Below are 15087 nucleotides of genomic sequence, written 5' to 3' on the forward strand. Positions count from 1 at the left end.
TACCCTTCACCCCACGCCCCCGGCCCCATGCGATTTACTCACTACGTAGGGACTTGACTGGATTCATCAGAGCCGCTTTGATGCTTTGGAAGCTGACCGTTAAAAGCGTGATGAGTAATGCACCAGCGCCCGTTGCGGCAAAAATCCACCACGAAATAGTTGAGCGATACGGGTACTGCTGAAGCCAGTCATTCATAAAGTAATAGGCCAATGGGGAAGCGATCAGCAATGATATGAGTACGAGTATGATAAAGTCTTTGGAGAGGAGTTGCCATAGTGTAAAGACCGATGCGCCTAATACTTTCCGGACGCCGATCTCCTTGGTACGTTGCTCGGCCGTGAAGGACGCCAGACCGAACAATCCCAGACAGGAGATGAAGATTGCCAGGATAGCGAAAACGGTCGATAACTGGCCGATACGCTCCTCAGTACGAAATTTCTGGTCGTATTCGTCGCTGGCAAATTTGTAGTCGAACGGACTACCCGGGTTGTATTTGCGAAAAACGGGCTCGATCCGATTCAACGCTTCGCCAGCACTCAGTTGTGGGTTCAGTTTAACGAGGATCAAGTTGGCCCAGTCGTAGTCCAGCAGGAAAACGGTTGGCTTAACCGGCTCAAAGGGCGAACTCATAACCACGTCTTTTACTACGCCGATGATAGAATAAATCTTGCCGTTCCACTGAACATACTCGCTAATCGGGTTTTTAAAACCCATAAATTTTACGGCCTTTTCATTGACGATTATGCCGAGGGAATCGGTCGCAAAATCGCGTGAAAAGTCACGGCCCTGCTTGAACTGCCAACCCACTGTCCGGCCGTAATCATGCGTAACGGCAACCGTTCCAAAATCACCGATCTGATTGTGCGCTTTGCCTTTCCAGTTAAAACTTGCGTCCGTCGCCCACAAATCGGTGGTTGGGCTCGATGTTTCAGCCATGTTTACGGCAGCATCAGTACGCATCAGTTCGTTACGGATTGCGTCATAATGACCGTAAAAATCCGGGGTATTCATTAACACAGTGAGCAGCCCACTTCGGTCGTACCCAACCGGGCGATCTTTGGCGTGTTGAATCTGACGAAAAACGATAATCGTACCAATGATGATTGTGATCGATACCGTGAATTGTACAACAACCAACGCTTTACGGGGAGTAGCCGCCGATCGCCCAACGCGAATGGTTCCTTTCAATACTTTAATTGGCTGGAAAGAAGATAGATAGAAAGCTGGATAACTACCGGCAATAAAACCCGTTAGTAAACTCAGGCCTAAGCAGATACTCCAAAGCACCGGATTAGTCCACGGAATAGCTGTTTTTTTGTCGGCGATCTCGTTAAACCACGGCAGTGAGAGTTGAACAAGCAACAACGACAGCGACAACGCAAGTAGGACCACCAGAAACGACTCGCTAAAAAACTGATTGACAAGCTGACTTCGTAATGAACCAACTGCCTTACGAATACCAACTTCTTTAGCGCGTTTCTCTGAACGAGCAGTACTTAAATTCATGAAGTTGATACAGGCCAGCAGTAGCACGAATACACCGATGGTTCCAAAAAGCCAGACGAATTGAATGCGCCCCCGAAGCAACACACCATTCTCCCAATCCGAATACAGGTGCCAGCGGGACATGGGGTGGAGTATCTCGGTGGGATTGAATCTGGCTTCGTCTTTGGCATGTCGGGCTTTTATCTTACTAATTTTTGCCGAAACGCGCTCAAAATCTGTGTTCGGAGCAATCTCGACAAACAGTTGAAATGAGTTGTTGCCCCAGTTATTCTCTGAACGTTTCACCCAGGGCTGATCGACCAGATATTGTTGCCACGAAAGCAGAAACGTGACCAGCCTGAATTCAGTGTTGTAAGGGAAGTCTTCATAAACGCCTGTCACTTTAACGAACTGCTTATTATTTACTTTGATGATTTTGTTGATCGGATCAGCAGTGCCAAAAAGCGCATTAGCTACCGATTCCGATAGTAGAATAGAAGCCGGGTCGTCCAGCCCATTCTGACTCCCTTTCACCATTTTCAAGGGAAGCATTTGGGTGAACTCGGACTCAACGTAGTTTCCCGTTTTGGTGAACTTATTACCTCCATTAGCGAGAATGTACTCCTGTGTCCAGGACGAGAGTGCCAGATGGGTAAAATCACTGCTATGTTCGTTTTGTAGGGCGGCCCGGAGGGGAATAGCAATAGCATTCGATGTAAAGGTTGTTCCGTTTGCAGTTTGCTGTTCGATTACTCTGGCAATCCGGCTGTAGTTCGCGTAGTAGTTGTCAAACGATAGTTCATCGTAAATCCACAAACCAATCAGCATAGCCACGGCCATACCAGTCGCTAATCCACCAATATTGATTGCAGAATAACCTTTGTGCCTGACCAGATTCCGAAAAGCGACTTTGAGATAATTGCGGAGCATAGTACTGTTGTTTGGCGTTGAATACTCGTTCGGTTGACGCTTGATGACATACGGCCTGACAAAGCCCAGCACATCGCGCCAGTAGCGCCACCGCGCCCGGCGCTCACCTACGCGCTCGACCTGGTACGCAAACTCCTCGTGCAGGTCACCCTGCAGGGTTTCCAGCAAGTGCGGAGCCACGAACCATGCCAGCAGGTGGTCGGCGAGGTGCGGTGGGCGTGGGGCAGAGGGCTTGGGGTTAGTGCTCATGGCGTTGGGCTTAGGGCGCAGAGCCGGGCCTGGTGTTACCCTTCGCCCCACGCCCCCGGCCCCATGCGATTTATTCACTACGTAATGATTTGACGGGATTCATCAACGCGGCTTTGATGGCTTGTGAACTGACCGTCATCAGGGCAATCCCCACTGCCAGTAAACCTGCTACGGCAAACATCCACCATTCGATGTTGATGCGGTAGGTGAAGTTTTGTAGCCATTGGCTCATGGCGTACCAGGCAAGCGGGGTCGCGATAACGATGGCGATTAGCACCAGCTTCAGGAAGTCTTTCGACAAGAGCGCAATAACGTTGGGTACGGATGCGCCGAGCACTTTCCGGATGCCGATTTCCTTGGTACGTTGCTCCGCAGTAAAGGCCGCCAAACCAAACAAACCCAGGCATGAGATGAGGATGGCCAGCAGACCAAAGTAATTTGTGAGCGTATTGACCAGTGTTTCGCTCCGATAGAGTTTTTCGTATGCCTCATCTAAAAAATGGTAGGTAAACGGATAGCTTGGATTAAGCCGGTGAGCCGTCTGCTCGACTACCTGTAGGGCTTCCGCTGTTTTTCCGGGTGCCGTTTTTATCAGGAAGTCATTGGTCCATTTCGGGTAATAGGTAAGCACCAGGGGCCGAATGGGTTCATGCAGTGAGCTGATATGAAAATCGTTCATGATCCCGATAATACGGCCCTTCCCGCGCGAGAACATGATTTCCATGCCAAGTGGATTTTTTAGGTTCATCATTTTAACCGCCGACTCATTTACGATGTAGCTGTTGGTATCGGAAGGGCTGAAATCATGCCCAGCGATGAATTTAATTCCCAGTGTTTTGGCAAAATCAAGGCCTACTTTCATCGTATTGACGGAAGCATTCAGGTTGGGGTCTTTGCCCGCCCAATTCAGGACGTTTGTGCTCCCGATATGAATGGGAAGCTCACCTGTCGAGGTCACCGAACTGATGGTATTCGAGCGCTGCAACTCCTGTCTGAACGTTTCCATCTTTGGGAGCAGCTCTCCTTCTACGGGTATGTAAATGAGGTTCTGACGGTCAAGACCAAGCTGCTTTGTCCGGACGTAGTCCATCTGCCGGCCAATGATCAGCATGCCGACGATTAAAAACAGCGACAGCGAAAACTGAAACACGACCAATGATTTGCGGAATGCAGCGCCGGATGCGACATTAGTGAAAGCGCCCTTCAGGACCCTGACCGGCTGCATGGCGGATAAAAACAAGGCTGGATAGCTCCCCGCCACCAAACTCGTACCGACAACGAGCGTAATCACATACAACCACAGAGTTGGGGATGAGAAATCAAGGGCTAAGGGCTTACCAACAAGTTCATTGATCGTCGGTAAAAGACATAGAGTCAAGCCAATGGCTGCTGAGGCAGACAGCAAACTCAAGAGCGTTGATTCACCAATGAACTGCCCTACCAGCGACAGACGCCCGGCACCTACCACTTTTCGGACACCTATTTCTTTTGCCCGCAGTGATGAACGGGCGGTGGCTAAATTCATGAAGTTGACGCAGGCAATCAGCAGGATAAGCAGAGCGATCAGACTAAAGGATTTTACGTAGCTGATACGTCCGCCAACGGCTTTGCCATTTTCATAATTGCCATACAAATACGTATCGGCAATGGGTTGAAGGACAGGGACCTCCTTTGTGTCGGGCAGATAACGCTTTACTAGCGTACGCATGCTGGCTTCGGCCTGGGCATGAGTCGTATTCGGCTTCAACTTTATGTAGTTGAGAAACGAGCGGCTTTGCCAACCTTTCATCCAGTCTTCTTCGGCTACTTTGAAATTTACCAGCCAGTTAAACTGAATGGAGGAGTTGTGAGGGATATTTTCAATGACGGCGCCGACCCTATAATACTTATCATTATTGAGTTGGAGCGTCTTTCCTACAGCCTCCGTTGTGCCGAAAAGTGTCTCGGCAATACTTCGCGTAATGACGATGGCGTTGGGCGACTGAATCGCGACGCGCGGATTACCCTGCAACACCGGATATTGGAAAATATCGAAGAAGTCTTCCGTTACATAATTGCCCTCTTTTTTGCTGAACCGCTGGCCTGCTTTGAGCAGAAAATCGTTACTCCATACCGTAAACTTGGTTGCCTTGTCTACCTGTGGTACGTCTTTCTTCAGCGCTTCGGCCAGTGAGCCGGGCATGATTTCTCCGGTATTGATACCATCTGTAAGCCGAACAAAATAGATGCGTTCGGCGTCCTTATACCCTTTGTTAAAGCTTAATTCATCATTTACCCATAAGCCAATCAGCAGGCTACAGGTCATGCCGAGCGACAGACCAAAGATGTTAATCAGGCTTAACAGGCGATTATGCTGTAAGCTTCGCCAAGCGATTTTGACGTAATTCTGTAACATAACAGGGCTTACTAGTGAGGGGGTTATATATTCTGAAGGTTTACGTTTGATCACATACGGCCTGACAAAGCCCAGCACATCGCGCCAATACCGCCACCTGGCCCGTTGCTCACCCACGCGTTCGACCTGGTAGACGAACTCCTCGTGCAGGTCGCCCTGCAGGGTTTCCAGCCGGTGTGGAGCTACGAACCATGCCAGCAGTCGGTCGGCGAGTTTCGGGGGCCTAGGGGTCATAAGTTAATGGCGAGTTTGGGGGTAGGGGGCACCTCGTTCCACAACTGCGCCCGCATTGCCTTGATGTCCTGCAACGTCCGGTAGCCGTAGGCCGTTACGGTAAACAGCAGCTTTCGCCGGCCACCGCGCTCGGGCGTGGGATCGCCCATCCGCGATGCCACCATGCCTTTCTCCTGCAACCTATGCAGGGCTGCGTGTACCTGGTTGAGCCGTACTGATCGGTCAGTTTCTTCGTTCAGCTTATGGGTGATTCCCACGCCGTACGCTTCGCCATCCATACCCGCCACCAGCAGCAGCACGATCTCTTCAAACTCGCCTAAGTAGGTTCGTTTCATAGCCTGGAATTAAATCTATTTTTGCTGAGCAAATAGATTGCCAACAAAGAAGAACCGCTTCGTACGTTTCAGAACGGGCGTTTTATTGAAATAGGCCGATGCAAAATGTCCGTTACCGGACACGTAAACGTACGCTTCAGGACAGAACGATTCGCTTGATCAGAGTCCCACGTAGAATTAATAACCAATCGAAGGCTTCAGGAAAATTTTCTATTGTAGTACAAAGCCGGGGAAAAATTATGTATGGCCAATAACCTGCTCCTAGATATTTATTTCTGAGTAAATGGTGACTAACTTGGAAGATTATTACGTTCCCTTTATTCATAAGCATGAAAAACCAATTACTCGTCGCTGGTCTGCTGCTGGGCAGTTCGGTGCTGGCCTATGGGCAGGATGAAAAACTCGACCTGACAACCCTCGACAAAATTCGACAGGAGGGTATGCAGCGATCGCAGGTGATGGAAACGGCGTTTTACCTCACCGATGTCAACGGGCCACGTATTCAGGGGCCGGGCTACGTGAAGGCCGCCAACTACGCCAAAGGAAAACTGGCGGGCTGGGGACTGCAAAATGCTAAGCTGGAAGCCTGGGGCAACTGGGGCAAAGGCTGGGCCGTCGAGCGTTGTTATTTTGCCATGACTGCGCCGTACTATAAGTCGATGATTGCTGTGCCCCGTGCCTGGAGTGGCAGCACCAACAAGCTCCAGACCGCCGATATTCTGTTCATCAGCGAAACTGACACCACCGCGCTGGAAAACTACAAAGGCAAGCTGAAAAATAAAGTCATTCTGATCGACCAGTCGTACAAAGTGACGCCGTCGTTTAAAGCCGATGCCGACCGCTTTACTGACGAAGAACTGCAAAAAATGGCCGGCGAAACAGCCGGATTGCGCGGGCAGCGGATGCAGGGCGACTCGGCTATGCGTCGGCGTATGATGGCCATGCGGGTTGGCAACCTTTTCAACCAAAAGATGCGCAGGATGGCGAAAGCAGAAGGAGCCGTGGGCATTTTGAACAGTACGCAGAACAGTAAAGACGGTACGCTCTTCGTCAGCGGTGACTACGCCAACGCGGCTTTGGGGGCAACACCCGACGATCTGGCGGACCTGTCGATTGCGGTGGAGGATTATCTCATGCTTTGCCGGTTGATGAAAGCGAACGTACCGGTGAAACTGGAACTGGACGTAAAAACTAAGTTCTTCGCCGACGACATCAAAGGCTACAATGTCTTGGCCGATATTCCCGGTACTGACCCGAAGCTGAAGGATGAAGTAATTATGCTGGGGGCTCACCTCGACTCGTGGCATGCCGCCACCGGTGCTACTGACAATGCAGCCGGGAGCGCCGTAATGATGGAGGCCGTACGTATTCTGAAAGCGATTGGTGTCAAGCCGCGCCGTACCATCCGCCTGGCACTGTGGAGTGGCGAAGAGCAGGGGCTACACGGCTCGAAGAACTACGTAGCCAATCACCTGGTTAACACGACGACGAACCAGTTGACCAAGGAAGGGCAGAACGTAGCGGCCTATTTCAACGTCGATAACGGAACGGGTAAGATACGGGGTGTTTACCTGCAGGGCAACGAAGCCGCCGGACCCATTTTTTCGCAGTGGTTGAAGCCATTTAACGATCTGGGTGCTACAACCGTCACGATTCAGAACACAGGCGGCACCGATCACCTGTCGTTCGACCGGTTTGGCATACCGGGTTTCCAGTTCATTCAGGACCGCATCGAATACAACACCCGGACGCACCATACCAACATGGACACCTACGATCACCTGCAGCCCGACGATCTGAAACAGGCCGCAGTTATCGTGGCCAGTTTCGTGTACAACGCGGCTATGCGGGATCAGCGAATTCCGGCTAAACAGCCCGTCACGGCTCAGCAAGCCACCCGGTAAACGATTATGAGGTAACGAATCAGCCGCTTTTAGGGCGGTCGTGGCCAACAGGCCCGACCGCCTTTTCTTTTGGCTGTGTGAACAACAGAACCAAACAGGGGCACCTGCATTGGGCTCGTTGATAAACCTATCCGGCGAGGTGATGGCGTTTTCAGTGAGTAACGACGCATCAAAGCCCGCTTTTGTCGAGTAGCAGAACCTGTTTATCATGACTTTTCGACTCCTTTGGGCGCTTGTAGCTATCTCTTTTTCGACCTCCGCGCAAATCCAGACAGTAAACCAGCAAGCACCGGGCTATCGTGGCATCTGGTACTACATTGGAAAAACAGGAGACGACTATGTCCATAAATACAGCGGTGGCCTGGGCACCTACCCAGCTAACCACTATCCTTTCTCGGTATACGCGTCGGCCGTTAAGAAGACATTCTTTTGCTTCGGTGGAGTAACCGATTCGACATCCCGGCAGTTGTGCCATATGGTTGGCTTTTACGATCACCAGACGGGTCGGGTATCGCGGCCGACGCTGCTGCTCAATAAAGAAACCGACGATGCCCACGATAACCCCATTATTCAACTTGATGATAAAGGGTATGTCTGGATTTTCTCAACGTCGCATGGCACCGAGCGGCCTTCATTCATTCATCGTAGTCGCCAGCCATATGATATCAGTGCGTTTGAGCGGATACCGGCAACACGATTAGACGAAAACGGTCAGCGAGTGCCGTTCGACAACTTCTCCTACGTTCAAAGCTACCACGTACCCGGTCAGGGTTTTCTGAACCTGATGACGCATTACGACCGGGGTGTGCTACCAAACGGAGCCAACAAACCCCGCCGAACGATCAGCTTTATCACCAGTGCCGACGGCGTAAACTGGTCAGCCTGGCAGGACATTGGCGTAATTGAAGAAGGGCATTATCAAACCAGCGGTCAGGCTGGCCGTAGAATTGGTAGTTCATTTAACTATCACCCGAACAGGAAGACGGGAAGCGGACTCGACTACCGGACCAATTTGTATTATATCGAAACGGATGATTTCGGTAAAACCTGGCATACAGCCGATGGCAGGCCGGTGGCTTTACCATTAAAGAATGTGCAGAACAGCGCCCTGGTGAAAGAATACCGGAGTGCAGGACAGAACGTATACATCAGCGATTTGAACTACGATGCCGCTGGCCGCCCGATTATCCTGTACATCACCAGCAAAGGGCCTGAACCCGGCCCAGCGAACGGACCCTATGCATGGCACGTTGCTCACTGGACTGGTAGCGACTGGCTGATTCATGACGTAGCGCAGTCTGACCACAATTACGACATGGGATCGCTGTACGTAGAAAAAGACAGGTGGCGAATCATTGGTCCGGTCGAAACGGGGCCACAGGCGTTTGGAACGGGCGGGAATCTGGTACTGCTCGAAAGCCGGAATGCGGGCAAAACCTGGCAGCGAATTCGCGAACTTACGCCGGGTAGTATCCGAAATCACACGTACCCGCGTCGGCCGGTGAATAGCCAGCCGGGGTTCGTCGCGCTCTGGGCCGACGGCAACGCCCGACTGGCTTCAGCGTCCTATCTGTATTTTTGCGATGACAAAGGGCGGGTGTTTCAACTACCGGCTGAGATGAAAGCCGACATGGAAAAGCCAATTCCCGTTTTTTCGCAACCGGCCAGGTGAATGGGAACACGATAACGTAGAGACGCAAAATATTGCTGGTAGAGACGCAATATTTTGCGTCTCTACGTTATTCACTACGTAAGGACTTTACCGGATTCATCAACGCAGCTTTCACACTCTGGAAGCTGACCGTTAGTAGGGCTATACCCATTGCCAGGACGCCCGCAAGGATGAATACCCACCAGGCTACGTCCACCCGATAGGCGAATTCTTCCAGCCATTTGCCGGTGATCCACCAGGCGATCGGTGAGGCAATAAGGAAGGCGATGAACACCAGTTTGACAAAATCCGCCGATAGAAGGGTAATGATGCTGACGACTGATGCCCCGAGCACCTTCCGAACACCAATTTCTTTCGTCCGCTGCTGAGCCGTAAATGTCGCCAGACCGAACAAACCCATGCATGAAATCAGAATCGCGATGGCCGTGGCCGTATTGACAAGCCGGGCAATTTTTTGATCGCTTTCGTAGAGCCGGGCAATTGAATCGTCGAGGAAGGTGTAAGAAAACTCTTTATCGGGGTAGACCGTCTGCCAGGCGTCCTCAATTGCCGCCAGTGAGGTCCGCACATCGCTTACCTGCTTTCCTTTGGTCGCCAGCTTAACCGCGATGTCCTTCGACATACCAGGCATATATGCAATGAACGTAGGCCGGATCGGGGCATGCAGCGAGTTTTCGTGGAAGTCGGCCACTACGCCTGCGATGGGATAATCCCGGCCGTTGAAGCTGAGCAGTTTGCCGATAGCTTCGGCGGGTTGTTTGAAACCCAGGGCTTTGACGTAGGTTTGGTTGATCACCAGTTCCCGTAGTGTGTCGGTCGGCATCATGTTCCGACCGGCAACGACGCGCAATTGGTACAGCGGAATGTAGTTTTCGTCGCCGATCTTCGCTGATACTTCCGTTTCGATGGCTTTAGCCCCCCGGTACGTCATTTTGGTGAGCATATACCCTTCGCTCATGGGCGCAGACCATTGTTTGGCTACATGGGTTACGCCGGTAAGCTGCCTTAACTGTTGCGCCAGTACGTCGCTTTTATCAACCTGTGGGGTGTTGATCAGAACAACCGCGTCGGTCGAGAACCCCAGGTCTTTATTTCGGATGTAACTGAGCTGACGACCTACCATGATGGTGCCGATGATGAACAGGAGTGACACTGTAAACTGGAAGACAATCAGCCCTTTCCGTAGGTAGCCTTTCTGATTGCCCAGCAGCCCGGTCTGACCTTTCAACGCCTGCGCCGGTCGATACGCCGACAGCACCCACGATGGGTACAGGCCGGAAAGTAAGGCAGTGGTCAACGTGATTGCCAGCAGAAACAGCAGGATGTTTGGCGTAAACACCGAGAAGCTGAGGCCCCTGGGAATGAACGATTCAAAGGCCGAAAGCATCGGCCGGGTCAGCAGCAGAGCAAGCCCTACAGCCAAAATGGTCAGGATCAGCGTTTCGCTCATGAACTGCGCAATCAGACTTTGGCGACTACCGCCCAGAACTTTACGCATCCCCACTTCGCGCGTCCGCTGTACCGACTGGGCCGTTGCCAGATTGATGAAGTTGATAGCAGCAATCAGCAGGATAAACACCGCTACGACCATCATGCCGTAGAGCGATGGAAGGTGGGCTTTCCGCGAATAGTTGTCCTGGTACTGGTGATTAAAATGCACGTCCGACAGCGGTTGCAGACTCGGAACGATCCTAAAATCGCCGGTGCCTTGATTGGGGTTAAACTGTTCCTGTGTGCCTTGCCAAACGTAGCCAGACGGGCGTCTACTTCGGCGGGCGAAGTGCCCTTTGCCAACTTCACGAACGTTTGCGACGAGGACCAGATGTCGTTCCATTCGTCGAGGTTGATTTCGCCTTTCAGAAAACTGGTGCGGATCGTCGCGGCCGAAATAAAGTCCGTGAACGTAAAATCCGTATTGTGGTTCCAGTCTTTAACGATTCCGCTGACCGTAGTGCGGATTGAATCGCGGTAGATGACTTCCCGACCCAGCATGTTGTCGATGGGTACGTTGCCGAAATAGGTACGGGCTTTCTGTTCCGACAGCACCACTTTGAACGGCTCGTTGAGCGACGTTTTGGGATTGCCGGCCAGCCATTCGTACCGGAAGATGTCGAAATACTGCGGGTCAGCGATAACAATTTCCGCCCGATCGGCACCGAAACGGCCTGCCTCAAACCGTCGGGTTTGTTTAGGTCCTTCGGGAATAAGGACATGGGAGTGCAGGTTATGAAAGGCGGCCACCGTTTCCAGGCCAGAAACCTCGCTGCGAATGGCGTTTGGAGCCGCCCTCGGAATAAAACCTACGGGGTGGGCTTCGGCTGATTTGCCCGTGCTGACCTCGCCCACCACCCGGAAAATACGGTCGTTGTCGGGGTGGAACGTATCAAAGCTTAACTCGTAGCTGATAATGACGTAGATGACCAGACAGGCCGTTACGCCCAGCGTCAGCCCTAACGTATTGATAAGGGTACTAACCTTATGCTTAGTCAGGTTCCGGAAAGCGGTTTTGATGTAATTGCGGATCATAGCGGGACTAAGTGAAAAAGTAGATGTAAACTCACCGCGACGGTGGATCGTTGATTTACGCTTAACAGCAAAGGGTTTTAGAAACCCCAGCACCTCCCAGACGTACTGCCGCCGGGCACTGCGTTCGCCGAACAGGACTGCTCGCCGGTAGAAGCGCTCGTGTAAGTCACCCTGCACTTCCTCCAGCAGGTGCGGAGCGCAGAACCATTCCAGCAGGCGGTCGGCGAGTTGGGGCGGTCTGACGGGGCGGGGGCGAGGGGGTTTGGGCATAGGGTCGGGGGCTTAGGGCAAGGAGTTGGGGCGGTTTTACACTTTGCCCATGCCCCCGGCCCTATGCCATTTATTCGCTACGTAAGGACTTGACCGGATTCATCAAAGCCGCTTTGATACTCTGGAAGCTGATGGTCAGCAAGGCGATCAAAATAGCCAGCACACCGGCTGCCACGAATACCCACCACTCGACGCCAATTCTGTATTGAAAATGCTGCATCCACTGGTCCATGACGTACCAGGCCAGGGGGGACGCAATCAGGATGGCAATGAAGACCAGCTTCAGGAAGTCGGTTGAGAGTAGCGTAACCACGTTGGCAATCGACGCGCCTAAGACTTTACGCACCCCAATCTCTTTTGTTCGTTGTTCGGCGGTAAAGGCTGCCAGCCCAAACAGACCTAAACACGAGATGAAGATAGCCAGGAAGGCAAAGTAATTGGCCAGGCTGCCCACCACTGTCTCGCTTTTGTACAGGTTGTTGTATTCTTCATCGGCAAAACGGTAAGCAAACGGAAACTTCGGGTTCATCTGCTTCCATAACGCTTCAATGCTCGCGAGGGCCTGCTGCGTCTGGCCGGGCTGCGTCCGGATCATAAAGTTCTGCGAGCCCGGGTCCGTGCTCAACCGGAGGATCAACGGCGTAATTTGGGTGTGCAGCGACTGGAAATGAAAATCTTCGATTACGCCAATGATTTTACCGGGCTTGCCCCACATGGTCAGCGGTTGGCCGACTGGCGATCCGGCCGGTCCGCCGGTGCGGTTCCGGTTTTCGTAGCCAATGCGCTTAGCGGCTGTCTGGTTGATGAGGTAGTTGGTCGTGTCGGTGCTGAACGCGGGCGAGAAATCACGACCGGTCAGCTTCAGCTTCAACGTCCTGGCAACGTCGTAGCCTACTGAAGTTTGCGCAAACTCAATGAGGACGTTTGGGTCTTTGCCCGGCCAGCTAACGCCCCCCGTGCTGCTACCAATGTTGTGTGGGGCTTCCTGTATGGACGATACCGAGGCTACACCGGGCATCCGCAAGAGTTCGTCGCGGAAGGTTTTGTAGGCGGACTGGGTCGTCAGCTCGCCTTCAACCGGCACGTACAGCAGATTTTCACGGTCGTAGCCGAGGTTTTTCGTCTGTATGAAATTCACTTGCCGATAGACCACAATGGTGCCGACGATGAGCAAGGTCGACAGCACAAACTGGAAGACTACCAAACCCTGCCGGAAGAGCCGGGCACCGGAACCAAACTTCAACGATCCCTTCAGGACCCGAACCGGATTCAGCGACGACAGGAACAGGGCCGGATAGCTACCTGCCAGCAAGCCCGTCACGACCGTTATGCCACCCAGCATCAACCAGAACCGGGCGTCGGTAATCTGTAGGCGGATGTGTTTGCCGGTTAGCGAATTAAATGAAGGCAGGATGAGGTAGATGAAGCCCAGGGCAATCAGCAGCGCCAGTGACGTGAGCAGCAACGCTTCCCCAATAAACTGCCCGACCAGTAAGCTCCGCATAGCACCGACCACTTTCCGAACACCCACTTCCCGTGCCCGCTTAACCGACCGGGCCGTAGCCAGATTCATAAAGTTGATGCAGGCAATCAGTAGCAGAAAAGCTGCTACGATGCCGAACAAACGCACGTATTCAATACGGCCGCCGTCCTGCTGCCCGTTCTTAAAGTTTGAGTATAAGTAAGCGTCGGGAACAGCTTGTAAAAAGAGTTCGGCGTTGAAACTGCGCCCCAGTTCTTTGTTGTACTTTCTCAAAAACGGTTTCAGTTTCGCGTTGAGGGTGGCAACGTCAGCGTCCGGGCGAACCTGAATCCGGGTATGCGGACCATTGTTACCCCAATCCTTCATCCAGGGATTTCGCGTAATGCAGTCCTGCCAGTTGAGCAGGAAGTCGTACTTGTCGGATGTGTTGGTGGGCAGGTTCTCAAATACGGCCGTGACCTGATAGTCCGTTTTGTTGTCGATACGGATGCTCTTGCCGAGTGCTGCCGTTGGGTCACCAAAATAGAATTCGGCTACTTTTCTGGAAATGGCCAGGCTGTTCGGGGTGTTGAGGGCCGTCGTGGGCGTACCGGCCAGCAGCGGTATGCTAAACATCTTAAACCAGTCGGCCCCGGCCCAGTGGCCACTTTCTTTATTGATCTTGTCGCCCACGGTGAATGTCATCCGTGCGTCCCAGCCCGTGTAGCCCGCAGCATGAATAATTTCAGGAAACTGCTGCTTCAGCTCATCGGGTAGCACCCCCGGCGTGAAGCGGCCCGTTTCCACCTTACCGTCGTACATTTGCCGCTGCATGACGTGGTACAACTGAGGTCCGTTGGCATGGTAGTTATCGACGCTTAGCTCGTCCTGAATCCAAAGCAAAATCAATAAACTGCTGACCATGCCCAACGCCAGGCCCAGAATATTAATGGCCGAGAATGTTTTATTGTTGGCTAAATTCCGCCAGGCGATCTTGAGATAATTGCGAATCATAGCTGGGTGTAAAAATAAGGGTGAGGGATACTCACGTTGTTGTCGTTTCAGTGCGAATGGTTTGAAAAACCCCAGTGCCTCCCATGCGTACTGCCGCCTGGCACTACGTTCGCCGAACAGGGCCACTCGCCGGGAGAAGCGCTCGTGCAAGTCGCCCTGTACTTCCTCCAGCAGGTGCGGAGCGCAGAACCATTCCAGTAGCCGGTCAGCCCAGCGGGGTGGAGCAACTCCCCGTTCTCCTTCCTCCCTACTCTTTCTTTCGTTCATATACTAATGGCCGGTAGGGTGTTCGGCAAAATTGAGTTCCATAGCTGCTCCCGTACCGCCCGGATGTCGTGGAGGGTCCGGCTGCCCAATACGGTGACCGTGAACAGGCGTTTTCGCCGACCCCCACGCTCAGCGGTAGCGTCGCCCATTCGTGACGAAAGCATACCTTTTTCTTCCAGTCGATGCAGGGCTGCGTGAACGGCACTGATACTGACCGAGCGACCGGTCTGCTGCTCCAGTTCGTCGGTGATCGCAACACCGTAGGCTCCGTTGCCCAGCACCGCAACGGTTAGTAACACAACTTCTTCAAACTCCCCCAAGTAGGTTCGTCTCATAGCCGAGA

General features: G+C 52.6%; 9 protein-coding genes. 2 read left to right on the forward strand and 7 right to left on the reverse strand.

Going from position 1 to position 15087, the window contains the following annotated elements:
- Window positions 1-34 precede the first annotated feature (34 nt).
- The 3 genes from BN8_RS06625 to BN8_RS06635 all read right to left on the reverse strand — a co-directional run bounded on the left by BN8_RS06625 (window position 35) and on the right by BN8_RS06635 (window position 5629).
- Window positions 35-2665 carry a permease prefix domain 2-containing transporter gene (locus BN8_RS06625; protein ID WP_009281045.1) on the reverse strand — a complete coding sequence of 877 codons (2631 nt, stop codon included), beginning with the start codon at window positions 2663-2665 and terminating at the stop codon, window positions 35-37.
- Between the two features lie 70 nt (window positions 2666-2735).
- On the reverse strand, window positions 2736-5294 hold the full coding sequence (locus tag BN8_RS06630) for an ABC transporter permease (RefSeq protein ID WP_009281046.1): 2559 nt from the start codon (window positions 5292-5294) through the stop codon (window positions 2736-2738).
- Window positions 5291-5629 carry a PadR family transcriptional regulator gene (locus BN8_RS06635; RefSeq protein WP_009281047.1) on the reverse strand — a complete coding sequence of 113 codons (339 nt, stop codon included), beginning with the start codon at window positions 5627-5629 and terminating at the stop codon, window positions 5291-5293. Before BN8_RS06635 ends, BN8_RS06630 begins: the two co-directional genes overlap by 4 nt.
- A gap of 329 nt (window positions 5630-5958) precedes the next feature.
- On the opposite strand from BN8_RS06635, the gene BN8_RS06640 reads away from it, so the two are divergent.
- Both BN8_RS06640 and BN8_RS06645 read left to right on the forward strand, forming a co-directional pair.
- Entirely contained in the window at window positions 5959-7533 is a 1575-nt protein-coding gene (locus tag BN8_RS06640; protein ID WP_009281049.1) for a M28 family metallopeptidase, read from the forward strand.
- Between the two features lie 208 nt (window positions 7534-7741).
- Window positions 7742-9205, forward strand: a complete 1464-nt coding sequence (locus BN8_RS06645) for a BNR-4 repeat-containing protein (RefSeq protein ID WP_009281050.1) — start codon at window positions 7742-7744, stop codon at window positions 9203-9205.
- Window positions 9206-9272: 67 nt separating this feature from the next.
- On the opposite strand, the gene BN8_RS33545 is transcribed toward BN8_RS06645, so the two are convergent.
- From BN8_RS33545 to BN8_RS06660, 4 genes are all read right to left on the reverse strand, one after another.
- Entirely contained in the window at window positions 9273-10865 is a 1593-nt protein-coding gene (locus BN8_RS33545; RefSeq protein ID WP_229367797.1) for an FtsX-like permease family protein, read from the reverse strand.
- A complete protein-coding gene (locus BN8_RS33550) occupies window positions 10796-12001 on the reverse strand; it encodes a permease prefix domain 2-containing transporter (protein WP_229367799.1) in 1206 nt (401 codons plus the stop codon). Before BN8_RS33550 ends, BN8_RS33545 begins: the two co-directional genes overlap by 70 nt.
- A gap of 70 nt (window positions 12002-12071) precedes the next feature.
- Window positions 12072-14744 carry an ABC transporter permease gene (locus tag BN8_RS06655; protein WP_009281052.1) on the reverse strand — a complete coding sequence of 891 codons (2673 nt, stop codon included), beginning with the start codon at window positions 14742-14744 and terminating at the stop codon, window positions 12072-12074.
- The gene (locus tag BN8_RS06660; RefSeq protein WP_009281053.1) at window positions 14741-15079 is read right to left on the reverse strand and encodes a PadR family transcriptional regulator; all 339 of its coding nucleotides are present in this window, start codon (window positions 15077-15079) and stop codon (window positions 14741-14743) included. The genes BN8_RS06655 and BN8_RS06660 overlap by 4 nt, the downstream gene beginning before the upstream one ends.
- Between the last annotated feature and the right edge of the window lie 8 nt (window positions 15080-15087).

The organism is Fibrisoma limi BUZ 3 (genome assembly GCF_000296815.2).
In the GTDB taxonomy this organism is placed as follows: Bacteria; Bacteroidota; Bacteroidia; order Cytophagales; family Spirosomataceae; genus Fibrisoma; species Fibrisoma limi.